At 59.8% G+C, this 24535-nt stretch carries 17 protein-coding genes; 13 read left to right on the top strand and 4 right to left on the bottom strand.

Features of this window, described 5'->3' with window-relative positions:
- Window positions 1-48: 48 nt before the first annotated feature.
- The 13 genes from D3Z90_RS26780 (at window position 49) to D3Z90_RS10390 (ending at window position 17789) form a co-directional block, all read left to right on the top strand.
- Complete coding sequence (locus D3Z90_RS26780; RefSeq protein WP_168198456.1) at window positions 49-216, top strand: DUF6026 family protein; 168 nt, start codon at window positions 49-51, stop codon at window positions 214-216.
- 546 nt (window positions 217-762) lie between these two features.
- Entirely contained in the window at window positions 763-2322 is a 1560-nt protein-coding gene (gene glgA / locus D3Z90_RS10445; protein ID WP_136475662.1) for a glycogen synthase GlgA, read from the top strand.
- Window positions 2323-2338: 16 nt separating this feature from the next.
- A complete protein-coding gene (treZ, locus tag D3Z90_RS10440; RefSeq protein ID WP_305956109.1) occupies window positions 2339-4117 on the top strand; it encodes a malto-oligosyltrehalose trehalohydrolase in 1779 nt (592 codons plus the stop codon).
- Window positions 4110-6179, top strand: a complete 2070-nt coding sequence (gene malQ / locus D3Z90_RS10435; RefSeq protein ID WP_136475660.1) for a 4-alpha-glucanotransferase — start codon at window positions 4110-4112, stop codon at window positions 6177-6179. The genes treZ and malQ overlap by 8 nt, the downstream gene beginning before the upstream one ends.
- Entirely contained in the window at window positions 6176-8944 is a 2769-nt protein-coding gene (locus D3Z90_RS10430; RefSeq protein WP_136475659.1) for a malto-oligosyltrehalose synthase, read from the top strand. The genes malQ and D3Z90_RS10430 overlap by 4 nt, the downstream gene beginning before the upstream one ends.
- Window positions 8945-8961: 17 nt before the next feature.
- Complete coding sequence (locus D3Z90_RS10425) at window positions 8962-9222, top strand: DUF2934 domain-containing protein (RefSeq protein WP_136475658.1); 261 nt, start codon at window positions 8962-8964, stop codon at window positions 9220-9222.
- A 75-nt stretch (window positions 9223-9297) separates the two neighbouring features.
- A complete protein-coding gene (gene glgX / locus D3Z90_RS10420) occupies window positions 9298-11442 on the top strand; it encodes a glycogen debranching protein GlgX (protein ID WP_136475657.1) in 2145 nt (714 codons plus the stop codon).
- A gap of 62 nt (window positions 11443-11504) precedes the next feature.
- Complete coding sequence (locus D3Z90_RS10415) at window positions 11505-12299, top strand: endonuclease/exonuclease/phosphatase family protein (protein ID WP_136475656.1); 795 nt, start codon at window positions 11505-11507, stop codon at window positions 12297-12299.
- 312 nt (window positions 12300-12611) lie between these two features.
- On the top strand, window positions 12612-13694 hold the full coding sequence (locus D3Z90_RS10410) for an autotransporter outer membrane beta-barrel domain-containing protein (protein ID WP_136475655.1): 1083 nt from the start codon (window positions 12612-12614) through the stop codon (window positions 13692-13694).
- Between the two features lie 236 nt (window positions 13695-13930).
- A complete protein-coding gene (locus D3Z90_RS10405; protein WP_136475654.1) occupies window positions 13931-14962 on the top strand; it encodes an ABC transporter substrate-binding protein in 1032 nt (343 codons plus the stop codon).
- Window positions 14963-15769, top strand: coding sequence for an ABC transporter permease (locus tag D3Z90_RS10400; RefSeq protein WP_136475653.1), 807 nt, complete (start codon window positions 14963-14965; stop codon window positions 15767-15769). It abuts the gene before it with no gap.
- On the top strand, window positions 15766-16551 hold the full coding sequence (locus tag D3Z90_RS10395) for an ABC transporter ATP-binding protein (protein ID WP_136475652.1): 786 nt from the start codon (window positions 15766-15768) through the stop codon (window positions 16549-16551). The genes D3Z90_RS10400 and D3Z90_RS10395 overlap by 4 nt, the downstream gene beginning before the upstream one ends.
- Window positions 16548-17789 carry an NnrS family protein gene (locus D3Z90_RS10390; RefSeq protein WP_136475651.1) on the top strand — a complete coding sequence of 414 codons (1242 nt, stop codon included), beginning with the start codon at window positions 16548-16550 and terminating at the stop codon, window positions 17787-17789. Before D3Z90_RS10395 ends, D3Z90_RS10390 begins: the two co-directional genes overlap by 4 nt.
- Before the next feature lie 9 nt (window positions 17790-17798).
- On the opposite strand, the gene D3Z90_RS10385 is transcribed toward D3Z90_RS10390, so the two are convergent.
- The 4 genes from D3Z90_RS10385 to D3Z90_RS10370 all read right to left on the bottom strand — a co-directional run bounded on the left by D3Z90_RS10385 (window position 17799) and on the right by D3Z90_RS10370 (window position 24371).
- Window positions 17799-18581 carry a Crp/Fnr family transcriptional regulator gene (locus D3Z90_RS10385; protein WP_136475650.1) on the bottom strand — a complete coding sequence of 261 codons (783 nt, stop codon included), beginning with the start codon at window positions 18579-18581 and terminating at the stop codon, window positions 17799-17801.
- A 112-nt stretch (window positions 18582-18693) separates the two neighbouring features.
- Window positions 18694-20172 (bottom strand): surface lipoprotein assembly modifier, encoded by a 1479-nt coding sequence (locus D3Z90_RS10380; protein WP_136475649.1) that lies wholly within the window; start codon window positions 20170-20172, stop codon window positions 18694-18696.
- A gap of 103 nt (window positions 20173-20275) precedes the next feature.
- Complete coding sequence (locus D3Z90_RS10375; protein WP_136475648.1) at window positions 20276-21151, bottom strand: Slam-dependent surface lipoprotein; 876 nt, start codon at window positions 21149-21151, stop codon at window positions 20276-20278.
- A 73-nt stretch (window positions 21152-21224) separates the two neighbouring features.
- Window positions 21225-24371, bottom strand: a complete 3147-nt coding sequence (locus D3Z90_RS10370; RefSeq protein ID WP_136475647.1) for a TonB-dependent receptor domain-containing protein — start codon at window positions 24369-24371, stop codon at window positions 21225-21227.
- Window positions 24372-24535 lie beyond the last annotated feature (164 nt).

Here is a 24535-nt window from a genome sequence, read left to right as displayed (position 1 = left end):
TCGAGCGGCTACGCTTGTAACAGTAATCAGCCATTCGCGAGGTGTGTAATGGGAACCCTTCTACCGAAAATGCCGCCGCAAACCCTTTACGTAACCGTTCACAGGGATGAATTGCGCCGTTTACGCGAAGAACGCGACCAGTTGCTGCAACAGGTTGCGCAACTGAATCAGAAATTACAGCAAACCCAGGCAGGCACCGCCGCTACACATGCTTGAACCGCCTGCGATCGGCCTCTGCTACAGCCCCTGACAGGCCGATCGCGCAGCAACATCTGTGATGCGTGGGAGTTGGAATTGCCGGCGACGGCACTCCTGCGCAGCCAATCGGGGACGAATTCGCTCCCATCAGTCAGTAAGAAACACTTCCTTCCCCATCCCGAAATTGCAACACAAAAGGCTTACGCTTGCGCGACAAACGCACAAAGGTAAGCAAAGTGACCAGCGGGTCACATTTTTCGCGTTATCTCTCCTACACTCAGTATTCGGCCACGAGATTGTCCGGAAAAGTCGATTAAAAAAAGTAGAACTTTCTGATTTGGCCGTAGGTCAGCACTTGAAGTAGGCCATCGTTTCTGGAAAACCAGACGCAGCCCAGCCACCCCTGATAGTCACCACGTTGTCGGCATGACGGCCACTACGCGTTGCGCTTGTGCGCACGGTTTCGGGGCGAAGGATCGCATTCAGCAATACCACACACAGAGAGAGCTTTAGCAAACACACAACAACGGGTGACCACACCCGCACATAGGGACGGAAAGAAGTATGATCAGTGCCGCTGTCGAACCTCATGTAGAGCATTTCACCCCGGATAACCGTGCGTCTCTGACCACGGACTTCAACACGACAGCCAAGGCACCTGGCGGCGATTCCCGGCACAATCCGAACAAGCGCAAAGTCTTGTTCGTCACTTCGGAAATCGCCGACCTGGTCAAGACCGGCGGCTTGGGCGACGTTTCTGCCGCCCTACCGCGGGCGATGCGACACCTGCATGATGTGCGTGTACTCATTCCCGGCTACCCACAGGTGTTGGAGAGCGACAACCCCATTCACCTGGTCGGTGAACTGGGCGGCCATGCTGCCTTGCCACCCTGCAAGATCGGGCGCATGGATTTGACCGATGGCTTGGTCATTTATGTGCTCATCTGCCCCGAGTTGTATCAGCGCGAAGGCACTCCCTATGGTGCCAACAACGGCCGCGATTGGCCGGATAACCACATCCGTTTCGCCCGTCTGGGCCTGGCCGCCGCCGAGATTGCCGCGGGTGAAGGCATGGTTCACTGGAAGCCCGACCTGGTTCACGCCCATGACTGGCCAGCGGGCCTGGCGCCCGCTTACATGCATTGGCGCGGCTTGCAAACACCCACCTTGTTCACCATCCACAACCTGGCTTATCAAGGTGTGGTGAGCCGCGCCTGCTGCCCGGAACTGGCAATTCCCGACCATGCCCTGCAACAGGAAGGCATGGAGTTCTATGGCAAGCTGTCGTTCCTCAAAGCGGGCCTTGCCTACTCCAGCCACATCACCACCGTCAGCGCCACCTATGCGCGGGAGATCACCACGCCGGACTTCGGCTGCGGCCTCGACGGCTTTCTTGGCAGCAAGGCCCAGCAAGGCCTGCTCAGTGGCATCCCCAACGGCATCGATGAAAGCTGGGACTCGGCCAGCGACCCGCACCTGGATCATCCCTTCAGCCTCAACGACTGGGACGGCAAGGCCGACAACAGCCAGCAGGTGCGCGACCTGTTCCAGCTCAAGCCTTCTAGCGGCCCGTTGTTCGCCGTGGTTTCTCGGCTGGTGTACCAGAAGGGCCTGGACCTGACTCTGGGCGTCGCCGACTACATTGTCAGCCAGGGCGGCCAGATCGCGATCATCGGGCGCGGTGAGCCGGAAGAAGAACAAGCCATGCGCGAACTGGCCCTGCGCTATCCCGGTCAGGTCGGTGTGCGCATCGGCTTCAACGAAACCGATGCCCGGCGCATGTTTGCTGGCAGTGACTTTCTGTTGATGCCATCACGCTACGAACCCTGCGGTCTGAGCCAGATGTATGCGCAGCGCTTCGGATCGCTTCCGGTGGCACGCAATACCGGCGGCCTGGCCGACACCATTGAAAACGGTGTTACCGGTTTTCTGTTCGATGAGTCCACCGTTGAAAGCTACCGCGAGGCCATCAGCCGGGCCTTCTATGTCTATGACAAAAAAGATCTGCTTGGCGCTATGCGCTGCCTGGCCATGACCCAACCATTCAACTGGTGCCAGGCGGTGGAACCCTATGCGCGACTGTATGAGGAGTTGGTGGAGCGGGCTTTTGTAGCTGGACGCTGAGTGCGAGGTGGCACACATGCCCTTAAGGTCAGATCAGTTTGCGACCCACGGGGCCGTAATGCTTGATAACGAAACAGTACGCTTTGCGTTGTGGGCACCCGATGCCCACAGCGTCGAAGTGTGCCTGGACACCGGTCAGCGCTTGCCCTTGCAGCGCGGAACTGAAGGATGGTTCCGCGCGCGCTGGCCTGCGGTGCCCGGCACCCTGTACCAATTTTGCATCAATGGCGATCAACAGGTTGCCGACCCCGCCTCGCGCTTCCAACCTGAGGGTGTGCATGGCCCAAGCCAGGTGATCGACCCCGCGGCGTATTGCTGGAAACACAAAAGCTGGCAAGGCCGCCCATGGCATGAGGCGGTGATTTACGAAATACACGTCGGCCTGGCAGGAGGCTACAACGGCGTGATCGCACAGCTGCCGCGTCTGGCGACATTGGGTGTGACGGCCATCGAACTGATGCCCATCGCGCAGTTCCCTGGTGAGCGCAACTGGGGCTATGACGGGGTTTTGCCGTTTGCCCCGCAACACACCTACGGTACGCCTGAACAACTGTGCCAATTGATCGATCAGGCCCATGCTCATGGCCTGATGGTATTGCTGGACGTGGTTTACAACCACTTTGGTCCAGACGGCAACTACCTCAATCACTATGCGAGCGGGTTCTTTCGCCAGGACCGCCATACGCCCTGGGGTGCTGCCATTGATTTTCGTCGCCGCCAGGTGCGCGACTTCTACATTGAAAATGCCTTGATGTGGCTGCACGACTACCGCTTCGATGGCTTGCGCCTGGATGCAGTCCACGCCATCGATGATCCGGATTTCCTCCGGGTGTTCAGCCAGCGTGTGCGCCATACCATCCCTGCCGACAGACACGTGTGGCTGGTCCTGGAGAATGAACACAACCAGGCGAGCCTGCTGGAGAAGGACTTCGACGGGCAGTGGAACGACGACGGCCACAACGCCTTGCACGTACTGCTGACCGGCGAAGATGAGGGCTACTATGCCGACTATTGCCAGGCCACCCTGCCCAAGCTGACCAGATGCTTGGGCCAGGGTTTTGTCTTCCAAGGTGAGCCGGACCGTAACGGACGCCTGCGCGGCGAACCCAGTGCTCATTTACCCCCAGGCGCCTTCGTGCTGTTCTTGCAGAACCACGACCAGGTAGGCAATCGCGCCAAAGGCGAGCGCCTGACCCAGCTCTGTTCGCCCCAGGCATTGCGCGCCGCCACTACCCTGCTGTTGCTGTCCCCCATGGTGCCGCTGCTGTTCATGGGTGAAGAATGGCAAAGCGAACAACCCTTCTTGTTCTTTACCGATCACCATGACGAGTTGGCCGATGCCGTACGGGAAGGCCGACGTGCAGAGTTCGCCGGTTTCCAAGCCTTCACCCACCCCGAACAACGGGCGACCATCCCCGATCCCAACGCCTTGGATACGTTCGCGGCCTCTGTGCTTAGTATTCCCGATGAAGTCCAATCCGGCGGGCAAGCGTTCTACCAACAGCTGTTGCACTTGCGCCACCAGCACCTCACCCCGCGCCTGCCTGGTTGTCGCGCCCTCGGTGCCGAGGTCATCGCCGAGAAAGCACTCACGGCCTCATGGCAGTTGGCTGATAAACGCATATTGCGCATCGACATGAATCTGGGCAGCACTGCCGTCCCGTACACAGTGCCCGCAGCGCGCACCCATCTTTTCTGCAGTGCAGCCGATGCGCTGGGCGGCGATGAATTGCCGCCCTACAGCACCTTGGTGAGCCTGCTACCCCCTCAAACCTCGGAGCCTGCCCATGAGTGATGCACATCTGCAGCAACTGGCGCTGTTGGCCGGTATTTCTGTGGAGTGGATTGACGCCAACGGCCGCCCGCAACGCGTCAGCGACAGCGCCTTGCGCCAGGTACTGGCCGGATTGGGCCATCCAGCGAACGATGACGTGCAGATAGCCACCAGCCTACAAGCGCTCAAGACTGCCCATGATAGCCGGCACTTGCCACCATTGTTTACCGTAGATGTGCAGCAGGAACTCGACCTGTCGGCCTTTTTCCCCGTGGGCAGTCCCTGCCGGATCCATCTGGAGGACGGCAGCGAGCAACAACTGCAACTGAATGATCGTAGTGCGCTGCCAGCCGGGTTGCCGATTGGCTATCACCAGGTGCAAATCAGCCAACAACACTTTTGCCTGGCGGTGGCTCCCACCCGCGCCTTCGGCCTTGACGATGCCCTGAACACGCCCACGCCGCGCTGCTGGGGCATCAGTGCCCAGCTCTACAGCCTGCGCCGCGAAGGTGACGGTGGTTTCGGCGATTGCCTGGCGCTCGAAGCGCTGGCGCGCAGTGCCGCCGAGCGTGGTGCTGACGCATTGGCGATCAGCCCGATGCATGCCATGTTCGCCAGTGACAGCCATCGCTACAGCCCCTACTCGCCTTCAAGTCGCTTGTTTCTGAACAGCTTGTACGCAAGCCCCTCGGCGATTCTAGGCGAGCGAGTGGTGCGTCTTGCCGTGGAAACCCTGGGCCTGGAAGACAAGCTGCAAGCGCTCGAACAACTGAACCTGATCGACTGGCCCGAAGCGACTGCCAGCCGCTACCAGGTGCTGCGTTGCCTGTACGAAGACTTCATCGATGGTGACCATCCGCTGCGCGTCGACTTCGACAGCTATCGAGCGCAGGCCGGTGATGCCTTGGAGCAACACTGCCGGTTCGAGGCGCTGCAGCTCGAAGCCAAGGCACGCGGGCTTGCCCCCGACTGGCGTCAATGGCCTGAGGCCTGGCATGACCCACACAGCCCGGAGGTGGCGGCGTTCGCCGCGCAACATCCAGAGCAGATCCAGTTTCACGCCTTCTGCCAATGGTTGATCGAGCGCTGCCTGCAACGCGCCCAGGATGCCGCCCGCAGCAACGGCATGGCCATCGGCCTGATCGCTGACCTGGCGGTGGGTGCCGATGGTGCCGGCAGTCAAGCCTGGAGCCGTCAGGATGAACTGTTGGCCGGGCTCAACGTCGGTGCCCCGCCAGACATTCTCAATCGCGCAGGGCAAAATTGGGGGATCTGTGCGTTCTCACCCGAAGGTTTGCGGCGCAATGGCTACCGCGCCTTCATTGAAATGCTGCGGGCCAACTTTGCCCATGCCGGCGGCTTGCGCATCGACCATATCATGGGCCTGCAACGTCTATGGCTGATTCCCCTGGGCGCGCAGGCCAGCGAAGGGGCCTACCTGAATTATCCGCTCGACGACCTGCTGCGCATATTGTGCCTGGAGTCCGTGCGCCACCAGGCCATCGTCCTCGGCGAAGACCTGGGCACCGTCCCTGAAGGCCTACGTGAAAAACTCGCTAAGCGGGCAATTCTCGGCATGCGCGTGTTGCAGTTCGAGCAAGACCCACCCGGTCACTTCACCCCCATACTCGACTGGCCGGACAACGCCCTGGCGACCACCAGTACCCACGATCTGCCGACCTTGGCCGGCTGGCTGCAGGCCCGCGACATTGACTGGAGCCAACGCCTTTCGCTGATCGATGCCGACACCGAACGCCAATGGCGGATCACCCGCGAACACGAGCGCCAGGGCTTGCAGAAAATCCTTGAGAACAACTACGCCGTGCATGCAGACGACGAGGCCAGGATCGACGCCTGCATCCGCTTTCTGGGGCATACCCGGGCGCCGCTGGTGCTGCTGCCTCTGGAAGACCTGTTGGGTATCGACGAGCAGCCCAATCTGCCAGGTACCATCGACACACACCCCAACTGGCGACGGCGCCTTGCCCAGCCGGCCAGCGAGCTACTGGACGATACCGACGCCGCTCGCCGCCTGGAGCTACTGGCCCAGGCCCGCGAGCAAGCCTGGGAGCGCGACCTTTGAAAGCTTTGAATGCCACCTTGCGCCTGCAATTTCATGCCGGTTTCACCCTCGACGATGCACTGCCACTGGTGCCCTACTTTGCCCGCCTGGGGATCAGCCATCTGTATGCTTCACCACTGCTCAGCGCTCGTCCCGGCTCAATGCATGGCTATGACGTCATCGACCCTACCCGCGTCAACCCGGAGCTGGGTGGCGAAGCCGCGCTGGTCAGGCTGGTTTCAGCGTTGCGCCAACATGGCATGGGCCTGATCCTCGACATTGTCTCCAACCACATGGCTGTGGGCTGCGAGAACCCCTGGTGGCAGGATCTGCTGACGTGGGGGCGACGCAGCCGCTATGGCGGCTTTTTCGACGTCCAGTGGCACTCCTCCGACCCCTTGCTGCAAGGCCAGTTGCTGCTGCCCTTTTTAGCCAGTGACTACGGCGCAACCCTGCATGCCGGAGAGATCCCTCTGTGCTTCCAGGCGCAGGACGGCAGCTTTCATATCCGCCACCACGAACACCGTTTTCCCATCAGCCCCACCGATTACGGGCAAATCCTGTGCCTGAGTGAAAACACTGCGTTGCAGGGTCTGGGCATGCGCTTTGCTGCCTTGCACAGTGCGACCCAGGCAGCCGACAAGGCTGTACTGTTGCGCCAGGAGCTGGTGGCGATGGCCGATCCGTTGCACATTGAACAGTTGCTCACCGCTTTCGATGGCCGCACCGGCCCGGGCGCCGAGCGCCTGCATGGTTTACTCGAACATCAGGCTTATCGACTGGCCAGCTGGCGTACCGCCGCCGATGACATCAATTGGCGGCGCTTTTTCGATGTCAACGAACTGGCCGGCCTGCGGGTGGAGCGCAATGAAGTGTTCGAAGCCACCCATCAGAAGATCTTCGACTTGATCCGCGCAGGTCTGGTCGACGCCCTGCGTATCGACCATATCGATGGCCTGGCCGATCCACGCAGCTACTGCCGCAAACTGCGGCGCCGTGTCGATGCTCTGCTGGCCGAGCGACCGCTGAGTACCGCATTGGAACACCTGCCGATCTATGTCGAGAAGATCCTCGGCGCCGGCGAACAGTTGCACCGTGACTGGGGGGTGGATGGCACCACGGGTTATGAGTTCATGAACCAGATCAGCCTGCTGCAACATGACCCCGCAGGCGAAGCGATCCTCAGTGAAGCCTGGAGCACCCTGAGCGAACGCCCAGCATTCGGTGAAGAGGTGCGCCTGGCCCGCCAACAAGTACTCAACACCGGCCTTGCCGGTGATTTTGAGTCTGTCGCCCAGGCACTGCTGCAAGTGGCTCGCGATGACCTGATGAGCCGCGACCTGACCCTGGGTGCCATTCGCCGGGTGCTGCAGGCGCTGGTCGAACACTACCCGGTGTATCGCACCTACCTGCATGCCGGTGGCCGTTCGCAACAGGATGCACCGTTCTTCGACCATGCCCTGGCCGGTGCCCGGCAAAGCCTGGGCGAAGGCGACTGGCCGGTGCTCGACTACCTGCAATACTGGCTTGGCGGCCAACCCTGGCGCAGCCTGCCGCCAGGGCGGCGGCGCAAGCACTTGCGCCACGCCTGCATCCGTTTTCAACAATTGACTGCGCCGACCGCAGCCAAGGCGGTGGAAGACACTGCATTCTATCGCTCAGCCCTGCTGCTTTCGCGCAACGATGTCGGCTTTGACGCCGAGCGATTCAGCGCCCCGGCGCAGGCTTTTCATCAGGCCTGCGCACAGCGTTTACAGCAGTTTCCGCACAATCTGTTGTGTACTGCCACCCATGATCACAAACGTGGTGAAGACCTGCGCGCACGCTTGGCGGTTTTAAGCGAACGCAGTGAATGGTTCGTGAGTCGCGTCGAGCACTGGCGCGAGCTCGCTGCACCACTACGCAGCAACCTTGCCGACGGCATCGCCCCGGAACCGGGTGATGAGTGGATGCTCTACCAAACCCTGCTTGGCAGTTGGCCGTTGGAGCTGGACGAAGGCGACGAGCTGGCAGTGCACGCCTACGTGGAGCGCTTGCAGCAATGGCAACGCAAGGCCTTGCGCGAAGCCAAGCTGCGCAGCAGCTGGAACGCACCAAACGAGGACTATGAACACGCCTGTCTGAGCTTCATCGAGAACTTGCTGCTGGCCCCGGAAAACCAGCAACTGCGCCACTCACTGGCCCAGGCCACGCAGTCGATAGCCTGCGCCGGGGCGGTCAACAGCCTGGGGCAATGCCTGCTGCGCATGAGCGTTCCCGGAGTGCCCGACTTGTACCAGGGCAATGAGTTCTGGGACTTCAGCCTGGTCGATCCCGATAACCGTCGCCCGGTGGATTACCACGCGCGCCGCCAGGCCCTGGATGAAAGCACCAGCATGGCGCAGTTACTCCAGCAATGGCGCGGCGGCCAGGTCAAGCAAGCGCTGATCAACCAGGTGCTGGAGCGACGCCAACAGTACCAGGCGCTGTTTGCCCAAGGCCGCTACCTGCCGCTGCAAGTACAAGGTAGACACGCCGAGCAGGTATTGGCGTTCGCCCGAGTAAGCGATGAAGCCCAAGCGATAGTCGTGGTGCCGCGCCTGGCCTGTGGCTTGCTTGGTGATACCCCGATCCCGTTGATCCCGGCGCAGAACTGGGACGACACCCGGCTGATTTTGCCGTTTGCCCTGTCACCTGCCAATTGCTCGGGACTTTTTGCCAGCAGTGCAGTCACAGCCTCAAGGGAGCTGTCACTCAGCGTTGTACTCAAGGAGTTCCCGGTCAACCTGTTGATTAATCATGCCTAAACCTCAGGAGCGTCGAGATGAGTATTGATGACAAACGTATTAGCGAGTTTGCCTACCAGATCTGGGAGTCGGAAGGTAAACCCGAAGGCCAGGAGTCGCGACATTGGGAGATGGCACGCAAGCTCGCCGAGGCTGAATCCCTGGCGCCCAAGGCCACGCCGCGAAAAGCCAAGGCCAAGCCTGCGCCTGCATCTACAGCTGAGGTAGCGGCGCCGAGCAAGAAGCCCGCGCCGGCAGCGAAAAAACCCCGGCCGCCGAAAAAACCAACCGTTGCATGATCCGTATTGCGGGGCAGTCCCGTTCTTCAAGGAGCGGGCTTGCCCCGTAATGAACCGAATCAGTCAAGGAGACTTATGAAAACACCCACGCAAGCTGTCGACCCCTCGCGCATTCGCGAAGGCCTGCCATTTCCGCTTGGCGCAAGCTGGGACGGCTTGGGGGTCAACTTCGCCCTGTTCTCTGCCCATGCCACCAAGGTCGAGCTGTGCCTGTTCGACGCCAGCGGTGAGGTTGAACTTGAACGTATCGAGCTGCCGGAATACACCGACGAGATCTTTCACGGCTACTTGCCCGATGCCCACCCGGGGCAGATCTACGGCTACCGTGTGCACGGTCCGTACGAGCCGCAGAACGGCCATCGCTTCAACCCCAACAAATTATTGATCGACCCTTACGCCAAGCAACTGGTGGGCAGTCTGAAATGGTCCGAGGCGTTGTTCGGCTACACCATTGGTCACCCCGATGGCGACCTCAGTTTCGATGAGCGCGACAGCGCCCCATTCGTACCCAAGTGCAAGGTCATCGACCCGGCCTACACCTGGGGTCGCGATCAGCGTGTCGGCGTGCCTTGGGACCGCACCATCATCTATGAAGCCCATGTGCGCGGCATTAGCATGCGTCACCCGGCAGTGCCCGAGGACAATCGCGGCACCTTTGCAGGCCTGATGTGCGACGAGTTGCTCAACCATATAAAGCAACTGGGCGTCACCTCCATCGAGCTGCTGCCGATCCATGCCTTCGTCAGCGACCAGCACTTGCTGCACAAGGGCCTGGACAACTACTGGGGCTACAACAGCATCGCCTTCTTCGCCCCGCATCCACGCTACCTGGCCAACGGCAAGATCGCCGAGTTCAAGGAAATGGTCGCGCACTTGCACGACGCCGGTCTGGAGGTGATTCTCGACGTGGTCTACAACCACACTGCAGAAGGCAATGAACTGGGCCCGACCCTGTCCATGCGCGGTATCGACAACGCCTCGTATTACCGGCTGATGCCCGACGACAAGCGTTTCTACATCAACGATTCCGGCACCGGCAACACCCTGGACTTGAGTCACCCTTGCGTACTACAACTGGTGACCGATTCGCTGCGCTACTGGGCCGGCGAGATGCATGTGGACGGCTTTCGCTTCGACCTGGCCACCATCCTCGGCCGCTACCACGACGGTTTCAATGAACGTCACAGCTTTCTCGTTGCCTGTCGCCAGGACCCGCTGCTGCGGCAGGTCAAGCTAATTGCCGAGCCTTGGGATTGCGGCCCGGGTGGCTATCAGGTGGGCAACTTTGCTCCAGGCTGGGCGGAGTGGAACGATCGTTTTCGCGACACCGTGCGGGCTTTCTGGAAAGGCGATGAAGGTCAGTTGGCCGACTTTGCCGCACGCATGACCGCCTCCGGCGAGCTGTTCAACCGCCGTGGTCGTCGCGCCTACGCCTCGGTGAACTTCATCACCGCCCACGACGGCTTCACCCTGCGCGACCTGGTCTCGTACAACGACAAGCACAACGAGGACAACGACGAAGACAACCAAGATGGCAGCAACAACAACCTGTCCTGGAACCACGGTGCCGAAGGTGCCACCGATGACCCGGAAATCAATGCATTGCGCCTGCGCCAGATGCGCAACTTTTTCGCCACCCTGCTGCTCGCCCAGGGCACGCCCATGATCGTTGCAGGAGACGAATTCAGTCGCACTCAACATGGCAACAACAATGCCTATTGCCAGGACAGCGAGATCGGCTGGATCAATTGGGAGCTCGATGACGAAGGCACTGCGTTGCTCAAGTTCGTCAAACGCCTGACCAAGCTGCGCCTAAACTATCCGGTGCTGCGCCGCTCGCGCTTTCTGGTGGGTGACTACAATGAGGCCATCGGGGTCAAGGATGTGACGTGGCTCGCGCCTGACGCCAGCGAGATGAGTGTCGAGCAATGGGAGGACAGCCAGGGACGCTGCCTGGGCATGCTGATGGATGGCCGCGCACAAGTGAGCGGCATACAACGACCCGGTGAGGATGCCACCTTGTTGCTGATCGTCAACGCCCATCACGACAATGTCACCTTCACGTTGCCGCAGGTGCCTGAAGGCGAGCACTGGAACTGCCTGATCGATACCGATCGACCGCAATTGCGCAAGGGCGAACGCCATGAGTTCGAAAGTACCCTGGAGGTGACGGGGCGATCGCTGATGCTGCTGGAACTGCAACGTGAGGATGAAACGTGAGGCGGGGAACTGACACCTTGGGTATCAGTCCTAAGCAGTAGGCTTGAAGATCAGGAGCAACCGTGAATCCCGAACCGGACCCCACGCTGATTACCACTACCCAACAGGCGCCCGCCGTGCGGCGCCTGAAGGTGTTGACCGTCAACACCCACAAAGGCTTCACAGCCTTCAATCGCCGCTTCATCCTGCCGGAGTTGCGCGAGGCAGTGCGCAGTACCGAAGCCGACATCGTCTTCCTCCAGGAAGTGCTCGGTAGTCACGACCGGCATGCCGCGCGCCACGCCGGCTGGCCGCAGACGTCTCAGTACGAGTTTCTTGCCGACAGCATGTGGACCGATTTCGCCTATGGCCGCAACGCCGTCTATCCCGATGGCCATCATGGCAATGCCTTATTGTCCAAGTACCCGATCATCGAACACCGCAATCTGGATGTCTCGATTACCGGCCCGGAACGACGCGGGCTGCTGCACTGCATACTCGACGTGCCCGGTCAGCATCAGGTTCACGCCGTGTGCGTGCATTTGTCGCTGCTGGAAAGCCACAGGCAAAAGCAGCTGCAGTTGCTACGCCGATTACTCGACTCGCTACCCGCTGAAGCGCCGGTGATCATCGCTGGCGACTTCAATGACTGGAAGCTGCAAGGCAACCGCACGTTGGGCTTGCACCGTGGCCTGCACGAGGCGTTCGAGCGCCATCATGGCTTGTTGGCGCGCACCTACCCCGCTCGCTTGCCGCTGTTGCGCCTGGACCGAATCTACCTGCGCAATGCCAACAGTCATGCGCCACGCATCCTCGGCAACAAGCCGTGGAGCCACCTCTCCGATCATCTGCCGCTGGCAGTCGAGGTGCAGCTTTAGCAATGATTCGGCATTAGACGCGGGTATGCAAAGATCCATCACGTCTATCTAACGTAAATAATTGTTTAATTTCAGCACACTACCCTGCTTAACTTCTTGACAACATGCACTTCACGCTTTCTTGACGCCCGCCGTCTCCTCTCCTTAGCTACATGTAATGCAGCATTGCATAACTCCATTGCGAGCCTCTAGCTCGCGCCTTTCGGCGCGCGGCGGAGACACGTTTTGCTGGTTTGGGTCGCCCTCTGGTTTTGCCTTACAGCTCGTGACATCAGGCCAGAACCTTGGCTGTTACAACAGAGGAGATCCGCCATGAAAAAAACGCTGAATCGCGCACGCTGTGAGTACGCTTTCTACGCGATTTCCACGTCGCTGCTGATCGCAGGCCCGTTGGAAACATTTGCGTTCGAACTCCAGAATGACGATCCCTTCAATTCACTGGTACAGGTGCAGGCACAGTCCCTACCAATACTGTCATTGACCCCCGTGAGTGTCAGCGGCGTAGGCCTTGCGACCCTGAGCGCGTTCTCCGAGCGCATGGCTGAACGCAATACACCAGCCGCCCCCGAGCTCATGACCAGTCAGTGGGCGCAGTTTTTTCCGGTGCCGTTGAGAACCAGTGCCCCCGCTGCGACCCGACTGGATGCTGCCAACCAGAGCCTGCAGATCAGCCCGGACTTGTTCGTTCGCGAAACCAGCGCCGGTAACATCCATCGCATCGGTTTCTTCGTCGGGCACAGCAGCCTGCAAAGCGGCTTCGATGGTATGCGCAAACCGCAGGTCGGTGACAAGAAGTCCAACGTCAATCTTGAAGGTGAAAGCCTGGGTATGTACTGGAGCATGACCCACGATCAGGGCTGGCACGTGGATGCGGTGGCCATGGGCACCCGTTTCGACGTCAACGGCCGCAGCGAAAACGGCCAGCGTCTGGATGGCGATGGTCATGCCCTGACCTTGTCGGTTGAAGGTGGCTACCCCATCAGCCTTGGCGCCAACTGGACAATCGAACCCCAGGCGCAACTGATCAACCAACAGTATTTCCCCGGCAGCCAGACCCAAACCGACACGCAACAAGCCTTCGACCAACAACCTAACTGGACCGGCCGGGTCGGCGCCAAGTTGTCCGCACGCTACAACCTGCGGGGTATGCCCATAGAGCCCTTCCTGCGCACGAATGTCTGGTACGACTTTACCAATGCCGACACCGTGTCGCTGGACAAGGTCGACAAGATCAGCAGCGGGCGCAACTCCGCCACGGTTGAAGTGGGCTTGGGGCTGGTGGCCAGGGTAACGCCTAAAGTGGCGTTGTTCGTCAGTGCCGACTACAGCACCGATGTGGACGACAACGATCTCAATGGTTTGATTGGCAACCTTGGGGTCAGGGTCAGATGGTGAAGGTGCGGGCGTCGATCAAGTGAGTGGGATCGTTCAAGGCGGTGATACTGCGAGATGTTTACGCCATACGCCGCCGGAACCTATTTTGTGGTTTGCTCGCGAAAGCCACAGAGGCATCAAGGTTTTTACATCGTCACTTGATAATTATCATTCGCACCTGAGTCTGCGATAGATAAGCTTGAACGCTTTGGCCCCTATTGTCGGGACCTGTACGCTTTCGAGTGGATCCTCTATCGATGCCGGACATTTTTTCCCGATCGCGACACCTTGGCTCAATACTGGTCGCATGGGTGTTCTGCCTGCAACCCTGGCAAGCGGTGACCGCCGAAACCGCGCCTGTCTTGCGCCCCCAATTGGTATTGGCGGGGCCACCCGCTTCGGTTTCCTATCCGTTGATTCACATGCTCGAAAGCGGCGCCTTGAACGACCTGGCGCAACGTGTCGAATTCGTCCTCTGGAGCAACCCCGACCAATTGCGTGCGCAGGTGATTGGCAAGCAGGCCGACTTCATTGCTGCCCCCAGTAATGTGGCTGCCAACTTATACAACCGGGGGGCGGCCATCCAACTGCTCAACGTGTCCACCTGGGGTTCGCTGTGGATGGTCTCACGCAATCCTGGCATGCGCTCGCTGGCTGACTTCAAGGGCCAGGAGGTGGCTCTGCCGTTTCGCGCCGACATGCCAGACATCCTGTTCAGCTACCTGGCCGAGCAACAGGGTCTGAACCCGCAAAAGGATATGCGCCTGCGCTACACCGCCACGCCCCTGGATGCCTTGCAGCTGTTGGTCCTGCGTCAGGTTGACCATGCACTGCTGGTGGAACCCGCCGTGTCCATGGCGCTACGCAAGACGCGCTCCTTTCCTTTGTCGGTGGTCGCACCGGAGTTGTATCGCAGCGTCAACCTGCAACAACAATGGGGCGCCTTGCACGGCAACCAGGCACGCATCCCGCAGGCCGGGCTGGCCGCGCTGGGCAACGTCCGTCTCGATGCGCAACTGACCCAGCGCGTCGCCCAGGCTTATGAGCAATCCAACGCCTGGTGTTTCGACCACCCTCAAGCGTGTGCGCAAATGGTCGCCCGCCATATTCCGCTACTCAGCGCCGAAGCCGTCGCCGATTCGCTTCGCGTGCTGCCACGCGACTACGCCAGCGCCGCCCAGGCTCGCCCGGAACTGGAGGCTTTGTTTCAAATTCTCCTGCAACGTCAGCCTGCCAGCATTGGCGGCAAGCTGCCCACTGTCGGCTTCTATGCAAGTGAACGCGAATAAATGAGTGACGTGGAAAAAATCGTGCAACGCAGTGTGCGAGCGACGCTCATCTACCTGTGGAGCGGTTGGGGCGCGGTTGCCAGCCTGTTGCTATTCTGCGCCGCCTGGGAGTTGGCTGGCGAGCTAAACGGGCCGCTGGTACTGCCTGGGCCACTGGCAACCATCGACCAGTTGCGCGCAATGATCAGTGATGGCAGCGCCCTGCCGCAATTGACCATCTCGGCACGCCGAACCCTGTATGGTTTGGCCGCTGCATTGTTGCTTGGCAGTTTTCTGGGACTGCTGGCTGGCCGCTCGCTTACCACCAGCATGTTGTCACGGCCGTTGGTCACACTGTTGTTGGGCATGCCGCCGATTGCCTGGCTGGTGCTGGCGATGCTGTGGTTCGGCATGAGTGATGCCACGCCAATGTTCACGGTATTCATCGCCTGCCTGCCGATTGTCTTCGCTGCGGCCATGCAAGGCGCGCGTACCCTGGACAATCAACTGCACAAAGTGGCCTGTGCTTACCGCCTGCCTGCGCTCATGCGCCTTACCGACCTGTACCTGCCGCACGTGGCATCGTACTTGTTCCCCGCCTGGATCACCGCGCTGGGTACCTCATGGAAAGTCGTGGTAATGGCTGAACTGCTCAGTACCAATGATGGCGTCGGCGCGGCGCTGGCGGTGTCGCGTGCGCAGCTGGATACAGCCAGCTCACTGGCTTGGATTCTCGCCGTTCTGGCACTGCTGCTGGGCACCGAATATTTGCTGCTCGAACCCCTCAAGCGCCGCGTCGAACGCTGGCGAACGTCGGAGCACGCATGAACGCCCTGCACGTTCGTCATCTCTATCATCGCTATGGCCCCACAGAAGTGCTGGCCGATGTCGGTCTGGATCTGCACGCCGGTGAAACTCTGGCGCTGGTCGGCCCTTCCGGTTGCGGCAAGAGTACTCTGCTACAGGTGTTAGCCGGCCTGCTTGTGCCAACGGAAATGATCATGCACTGCGACTTTCGCGGCATCGGTTATGTGTTTCAGCAACCAAACCTGATGCCTTGGATGACCGGGCGCGACAATATTGCCCTGGGCCTCAAGGCCCTCGGCGTACCCAGGTCTGCCCGTCGCAAGCAGGCAGCCAATATGGCCCAGCGCCTGGGGCTGACAACACAAGACCTGGACAAATATCCCCACGAACTCTCCGGTGGCATGCAAAGCCGCGTATCCCTTGGCCGTGCCCTGGCCGTGTGCCCCGACCTGCTGCTGCTCGACGAACCCTTCTCGGCGCTGGACATCGGCCTGAAACTGGAACTTTATACCTTGCTGCGCGAACACCTGACCCAGCGTGGCAATGCCGCGCTGTTGATCACCCACGACCTTATGGAAGCGGTACGCCTGGCCGACCGCATCCTGTTGATGGTGGCCAACCCCGGACGCATGGTGCATGAGTTTGTCATGCCAGTGCCGCATCACGAGCGCTCGGAAGCCTGGATCTATCGAACCACGGGCGAGCTGATGCAAACCCGCGAAGTGCGCATCGGCTTTGGCTTGAGCCAGGAAGCCTTCGACTGGGTAGCACCTGTTCGAGCCCATACAGGTTGCGAGCTATGAGCCGAAGCTTGCCGGTGTTGATGTGCGGCTTTCGCCCCTTCTTTGTCCTGACTGCAGCCAGTGCCACACTGCTGATGCTGACCTGGCTGCTGGTGATCAATGGCTGGCTGCCGGGGTGGAATCCTCCCGGTGGCCTGGTGCTATGGCACGCCCATGAACTGATATTCGGCTTTGCCGCTGCAGCCACCGCAGGGTTCACCCTGACGGCGATTCCGGAGTTCAGCAAAACCCCGGAAATTCTTGGCAAAACGCTGCTGCCGGTCGTGGGCCTATGGCTCTTGGCGCGTCTGGCCTATTTGCTCGCCGCGTTATGGCCGGCCGCGCTGGGCCTATGGCCGGCAGCATTGTGCAACCTGGCATTCTGGCTGACGCTGCTGCGTTTGCTGGTTCCACGCCTATGGCAAGCCGATGGGCGGGCGCACCTGAGTTTTGCCTGGGTGATCCTCAGCCTGTGCCTGCTGCAAGTGGGCTTCTTTGCCGCCCAGCTAATGGTCGCTGATGCACTGGCCTGGGCTCGGGCGGCAACAGGTGCCTTGAGCGTATTGATAGTGATTGCCACCAGCCGGATTTCCATGAGTGTGGTCAACGGCCGAATCGAAGAAGGCCGTCCTGACGCCCCATTACCCAACGATTCATACCTGGCTCGGCCTCCACGGCGCAACCTCGCGATTGTCTGCGTAGTACTGTGCAGCGCCAGCGAGTTCGTCATCGGTGGGCAGCCTGTCAGTGGCTGGGTCGCCCTGGCCGCTGCTGCTGCCATGTTCAATCTCCTCAACGATTGGCATGTGGGGCGCCCCTTGTTCCAACGCTGGGCGCTGATGCTGTACACCTGCTACTGGTTGATCGGCCTCGGTTATCTGGCGCTCGGTGCGGCCTGGCTTGGCGCCCCCATCAGTTCTTCATCCGGTCGACATCTGTTGACCAGTGGCGCGGTATCGTTGGCTATCTTTGCGGTAATGGCCATGGTCGGTCGCATCCATGCCGGGCTCTGGCTTGATCGACGACCGTGGCCGATGCTCTGTGCAAGCACTCTGGTACTTGCTGCGCTGCTCAGGACATTGGCCGGGCTACCACTCACCGCAAGCAGCAGTCTGGCTCTGATGAACATCGCAGGCCTGCTGTGGGCGAGTTGCTTCGCCATCTACCTGATTGCGACCTGGAACACCCTGACCGGCCCGCGGGCAGATGGTCGCCATGACGGCTCCGGCCCACAGCTGAAAAGTGATCACAGCTGTTGACGTGACGGTTCAGCCTTTACCCAACGTCTGGCGCGCATAGTTACAGCAATCGAACAAGCTGCTGCCCAAATGCGCCATGGGTTCGGCGTTATCGAAATTGGTATCCGGCACCGGCAGCTCTACCGACTGACACAAACCTTCGATATCCAGCAGTACCAATTCAGGACTGTGCCCACCGACAAACCCCGCCTTGCGGAACGAACTCAATTGACGCGAAAAGGTTTCCGGGGTGATGTTCAATTGCCGGGCCAACACGTTATGGCTGCTGGGGAAGGTCAGCCAGGCACTGCGCTGCTGAACATAGAGATCCATCAGGTAGGCCACCAGGCGTTGCGCCGAGTTGCCAATGGTCAACAGGTCGATGCGGTTGAGCGACTGGGCGATACGCACGGCCATGCCTTCAAGCATGGCAATGCTGAAGTCCGGTGAGGCCCGGCAAAGCGCCAACAGGCGTGCCCGCGGCAGGCGGTAGACACTGGAGGCAAGACCAGCACGGGCCGACAACGGGTAGCGGCAAGGTTCGACAAACATGGCGGTTTCTGCCAACAGGTCGCCCGCTTCCATGCTCCGAAATATTTTGTGCTCTCCCGAATAGCTGGGGCGATAGAGCTCCAGGCTGCCCGACTGCACCAGATAGAAATAGGCCGCTGCATCGCCCATGCGAAACAGATGCTGGCCACGCTCCAGGCGGATCAGCGAAACACCCTCGAGCAGCGAGGCCAGCCCTTCCTTGCCCACCTTGGAAAACACCGGCGAGCGAGCCAGCATATGGATAAGACTTAACGCCTTCATGGCTTACTCATCGTACATATCGGAAGCGTTGCACATCAGTGAAGACCGACGGCGACGGTAATGAGAATTATTCTCGAGGCGCAAAGTTACTCCATTTGACATCATTTTAAAATCAGAAATGCTTGCGCACCTGCAAGGTAATCTCACTTTGCTGGTAGCCGTTGAAGACCGAATTGCTGTCGTTGAGGGTGCGCTTGAAGCGCAACTCCGGGTAAGCCCCGTGGATCGCCAGCTTGCTGGCGCCCAGGGTGGCGATGAGCATGCGCTGCTGATCTTCGCGCTGAACGCCATAAAAGTAGGATTCGTCGTCGTTGCTGAAGTCGCGCTGTAGCACCATCAAATTGGCAAACAAGCCTGCCGTTTCAAACTGATGAAATACGCCAGCCCGCCACACCTGCTCTTGGCTACTATTGACAGACAACGCGTAGCTTTTGCGGTAATAGTCCACCCCGCCGTAAATGCTGGTGTTGGGCTCAGGGTAATAGGTCAGGCTAACCCCCGCCCCACGCTGGGTGTAGTCGGCGTAATAGCGGCTGTCAGGCCCCTGGTATTTGTAGCGCTTGGCTCCAGCTTGCAGGCCCAGTTTCACACGTGGCGAAAGAAAGTAACTCCAGTCTGCCTGCACACCGGGGGCGCGATAACTAGTGTTGCCGTCGCGGTGATAGTTTTCCAGTAAGGGCAGCACGGTGAGGCTTTGGCGGGCGCTGGCGTACTGGTAACCGAGGTACAGAATGTTAGTGCTGTCGCTGTAATCCGTAAGCGTCGTGCTTTGCTCGTCCCGCTTGTGATAGTAGGTACCGTAGCTGACCGGACGTATAAGCACATTGTGATGCCCGCTCAAGGCAATGCGCTTGCTCAGTACCAGGTCGTAGCTCAACAGCGACGATGCGATGGGGTCGGGTAACTTCATCTGCGACAGGCAATAGCCCGCAAACTGCTGCGAACACCGCTCGTAGCCATTGCCCTGATTGATATTGCTGTTGTAACCAACACCCAGGGCCAGCGAGCCCTGCCAGTCACTGCGTTGTTGCACGGCACTCACATAGTTGTGCAACAACTCACGCGTTTCGGCTGGCAGGCTGCTGCCGAGCGTGCGTTCGAGCATTTGCACCGACTCGCGGTCCTGTTGGTCTTCGGCGTAGATACGCGCCAGTTCCATCTGCACGCGCAGATCATCCGGGGCTGCGGCGTTGGCGTGTTCCAATAACCTCACAGCGCTGTGGTAATCACCGCTGTGGCGTGCACTGAGGCCTTCAGCCATCAGGGCCAGGTGCTCTTTGTGCCCGGGTAGCTCGCGGTAGGCTGCCGCCAGCTCACCCGCGTTGTTCCATTGTCCGGTATTGATAGCGACGTAGAGCGCAGGCTCCAAGTCGGCTAGGGATCTTTGCACACGATAGCGCTGACCGTTGACCTCGACAGAGAGCTCGCCCGTAGGGGCTGCCACTTGCCACTGCGGACGTTGTTGCTGGCGCAGGGTTCGTTCGGCACGTTCGCGGTCGAGCAGCAGACGAGTATCTTCCTCGTCTGCCCAGACGCTGGCAGCGCCGGCCAACAGCAGCAGGGCCAACGGGGTAATGCGTGGAATCGTCATAGGCGCAGCGTCTTGTGAGGGAAGAAGAAACGGGAGGAGCGCCTGTTGCGCCCCTCCCGTGAACGTGGCCGGACCGCGCCACGATCGTCACTGGTGCTGATGGTTACTGCCGTGCGCCACCGAAGGCGACGTCGTCCTGAGTACCCGCACCGCCCTTGTGAATGCCGGCCAGGGCATTGGCTTGAGCACCGTAGAACTGCCCGGTGATCACATTGCCGGCGTTGGCGAAGCTGCCGTTGCTGCTGATATTGGTGTTGGCGAAGTTCAATGAAGTCGAACCGCTACGCGCCAACGTGCCGGTCAGCGACCCTGCGCCCGTGCTATAGGTGGCGCTGAGCACACCGGTGTAAACGTTGGGGTTTTCCGGATTGTGCTGGTTGATACCCACAACGTTGTACTTGGCGTTGGCCAGGGTCGGCATGTTGGTGGTGGGGTTTTCACCCGAATACCAGGCGGTATGCTGGGCACTGTTGAGGTTCAGATCGGTGCTGGCTACAGCGGCATAGTTGGCGCCCTTCGGAGCCCACTCGCCGAAGTACACGGGAGAGCCCTCCACCTTGCCGATGACCAGACCGCCAAAGTCCGGCATGAACGGCAGGGGCGGCACGATCATCTGGCGGGTGCTGTTGATCGTGGTGGTGTCGCCATTGAATGCCACGTCATTGCGCCACACCTGAGCGATCTTGGTATTGCCCAGCATCACCCCGGCAAGGAAGTTGATATCACTGCCCTTGAGATAATGTTTGCCATTGCTTTCGGCAGCACGGGCCAGTGCATTGTTTGCCTGGGTGATCGGCCCGCCCAACAGGTCAATCGCTGCCGAAGAGCCAAACTGCAATCCGGCATTGCCGGAGCCAAACAAGGTCGAAGGTGCTGCCTTGACCTTGGTTTCATCAGTAGACCCGCCTTTTACGGCACCGACAGCGGAAACACTCGCCAGGGCGGCAGCCATGGCAACGATCACAACATGCTTGTTCATCGGTTGACTCCTTGAGGGTTGGGTACAGCGTTGGCGCCGGTTTTGATAAACCGGCAAAAGCGAATGGCCGGGATCAGAACCGTGCGCGCATGCCCACCGTGAGGGTGCGCCCTGGGCCTGGAACAGGAATTTTCGACATCGGGTCCATGTAATAGCGGTCGGTGAGGTTGGTAATGCCCATGTTCAGGTCGAGATGTTTATCGACCCGCACCCTGGCGTAGGCGTCGTGCAGCAAAACCGACTTCCAGTACAGTGGGCTGGCGCTGTTCTGCACCCAGATGTCATGGCCATAATCGGTATTGAGCAGGTCATCGAGGTCTTTGTTTTCTGCCTTGGCGTGGTAGACCGAACGCATGCCCAACTCCAGCCGCTCGTTGAACAGTCGCGTGCCCAGATCGGTATTGATCGAGTAGCGCGGTTGCAGGCTGCTGGCGGTCAAGGTGTCGGGGAACCCGCCGGTCATGCATTCGGGCATACGATTTTTGAACACGTCGAAGCTGTAGGCGTAATCCTTGTCACACAGCTCCTGCTTGAGCCGGTAAGTCGCCCCGACGCCACCGAAGAAACGTCCGCTGTCAAAACGTGACTGGAACTCGATGCCGGTGGTTTTTTTCTCGTCGAACTGAATGACGTTGAGGTAGATATCGCGCTCGATGAAGTCTTCGATGGTGGTGTCGAAATAGCTCAGGCGCGCATCGGCCAATTGCAGGTCAGGGAAGAACTGCGTCAAGTCGTGGGCATAGCCAATCTCCCAGTTGGTGCTGCGCTCAGGCTTGGTTGCACCGCGGGTTGCGAGACTGCCACCATCCATCCCTACCGACGTCGACGCCACCTCAAAGATGCTCGGAAACCGCGTGACTTGGGCATAACGCCCAAACAGACTGCCGTACTCGGTCACCCGCGCGGTAGCCGAAAATACCGGCGACCAGGCATGCCCCGATTGTTTCTCCGGCTCGGCCCATTCATCACCGGCAGCAGGCAGCGCATAGATATTGGAACCGCGCGGCGAGCTGATCGGGGTGATAACCGCGTACTCGCCGCTGTTGCCCTGGGCGTCCTGGACCACTGCCGAGGCGTCCAGGGAGCCATTGGCAAATGGGCTCTGCGAGGCGTCCACTTTGCCGTCAACCAAAGGCACCGCCACGCTTCGCAGCCAGTAGTAGGCGCCATTGTTGGCCAAGTGCGTGCCCTTGCCGGAAAAGTCGAGAAAAGCCTTTTGCGCAGCTAGGTGCGCGGCCATGGCCGGCGTGGCTATTTTCTCGTTAGCCCATTTTTCCGAGTCGGCAGGCGTTACCTGGCTGAGCGCCTGAATCGCGGCGGCATCCAGCGTCTTGAGGCGGATGGCCTCGGCGTCAGTCATCAGTTGGCCGTAATCAAGCTGCACACCAGTTTTCTGCTGGTTGATTTTCGATCCGGCGACCCGATTGCGGCGCCGATCAGCCAGTCCCTCATCGAAGGCCGAGTAACGGTTGTAGCGAGTGCCGGCGGTAAGCGTCAGCCATGGCAAGGCCTGCCATTCCAGGTTCATGCTGCCGGCGTACTCACGACGATCGCCCGAGCGCGGGCCATAGTTGGCCGTGGCGTAGTGAAAGTTCGAGCCACCGATGCCGATACCGATACCGCCACTGAGGTCGAGTTCGGTCACACGCTCGTCAAGCTTCTCGCGTTGAAACTCGCCAGCCATCGTCAGGTGCAGGTTGTCACGCAGCACAATCATGTTGCTGAAATCAAAACCGGTGCGGTCATGACTGGTCCACTGTGCGCTACCGGCGAACACACGCGCATCGACATTAGGGTCGGGTTCAGGCTTGGGCGCATTGAGGAATGGATTGAGCTCCGGGCGGATGTAGCAGTTCCACAGAGCATCAGGCGTGCTGACTGGCGGCTTGCCAGCTTTGCAGGCCTTCCAGTCCTCCAGCAATGTGTCGTACTCCTTGACGTAGTAAGCACCGCTACCGGTCTGATGGCGCTCGCCATCGGTCTTGGTCATCCACAAGTTGCTTTGCAGATCGATCCAGCGCGAGCCCTCCGGCTTCCACTCATGGCTGAGTTTGTAGGTATCGAGACGAATTTCGGACTTGGGGTATTCGGCCACCAGTTGATCACGAAACGCCTGCTTTTCCAGCTCTTCGGCAAAACCGAGCATCACCACCGCCTGACCGGGACTGGTCTCGGCAAACTCCAGATCGGTACGCATGAAACTCAGGCCAATCTTGTGGTTGTCCGCCAGGTACCAGTTGTTCTTGGCCAGCAGCGTACTGGTATCACTGGAGGTGCTGAGAATCTCGTTACCTGGCTTGTAGAGTTTGGTCAGGTTGGGGAAATAGGCGGCGCTGTCGCGGGCATAGGCGTCATTGTTGCTATAGGCGCCAGCGCCCTGTTTGCCGGCGAAGTAGTTGCCCTTCTTGCGCTCGCTATAAGAGACCAGTAGATCACTGAAATCCGTACGCCCGGCAACGGCGAACATCACCGCGTTGTCGTCGAAATTGAGCGTGTCGTTATGGCCACGGGTGCGCGGCACCGGTTGTGGAATGTTGACGTTTTTGTCCGCCCCCAATACCGCGCCAGGGATGTCACGGTAATCACGTCCGAAGTAGTCGTTGGCATCGACGCGGGGCTTGACCGTGCTGCCGGAAGTTTCCAGCTTGAGGTCGAAACCGAAGGTGTCACCGCCCGCAATGATGTCATCGGCATCGATGGTGCGCACACTCACCGCTCCGCCCACGCCACTTTTTACCCCACGGGTCAGGGAAGGCCCCTTCTCCACCGAAATGCTGCGAAACAGTGCCGGGTCGACATAGTTGCGGTTACCCGCGCCGTAGACTTGCAACCAAACGTTGGTCGACTGTTCGGTGCCATCGACGGTCAACGGCACCCGACCTTCACCAGACAAGCCCCGGATATTCGGTGACAGCGCAGTGCCGTTGCGCGAGTCCATGCTGTAGACGCCGTTGAGTCCCTTGAACACATCGGCCGGATTACTGTTCTGGTACCGCTCCAGCTCTTCGCGGCCCAGATAGAGGTTGGTTACGTTCTCTGCATAGACCTTGTTGCGCCCTTCTGCGTCTTTGTCGTGCTTGCCCTCGACCGTGGTGGGCAGCAACTCGACCTGACCGTCCACGTTTGTCACTGACTCCGCCGCTTGTGCCGTCTGCGCGTAAGGACTTAACCAGCACAGACTCGATATCAGCAGCGACAGCTTCTTTGGCGTAAACAACATCACAACCCCTCCCCGGGCGACTCCAGATGATCGGGTAGGCCTGATGGCAATACCGATAAATGAGAATCATTATTTTTAGGGAGTTAAAGGCTGAGAACCCATGACAATTGTCAACGGCAGGGCAAAACAGAGAATTGGCGATGGGGGAATAGCGATTGTTCTAA

The sequence above is a fragment of the Pseudomonas sp. DG56-2 genome (genome assembly GCF_004803755.1).
In the GTDB taxonomy this organism is placed as follows: Bacteria; Pseudomonadota; Gammaproteobacteria; order Pseudomonadales; family Pseudomonadaceae; genus Aquipseudomonas; species Aquipseudomonas auratipiscis.
Note: the sequence above shows the minus strand (reverse complement) of the source record. Positions and strands in the feature narration are given on the sequence as shown.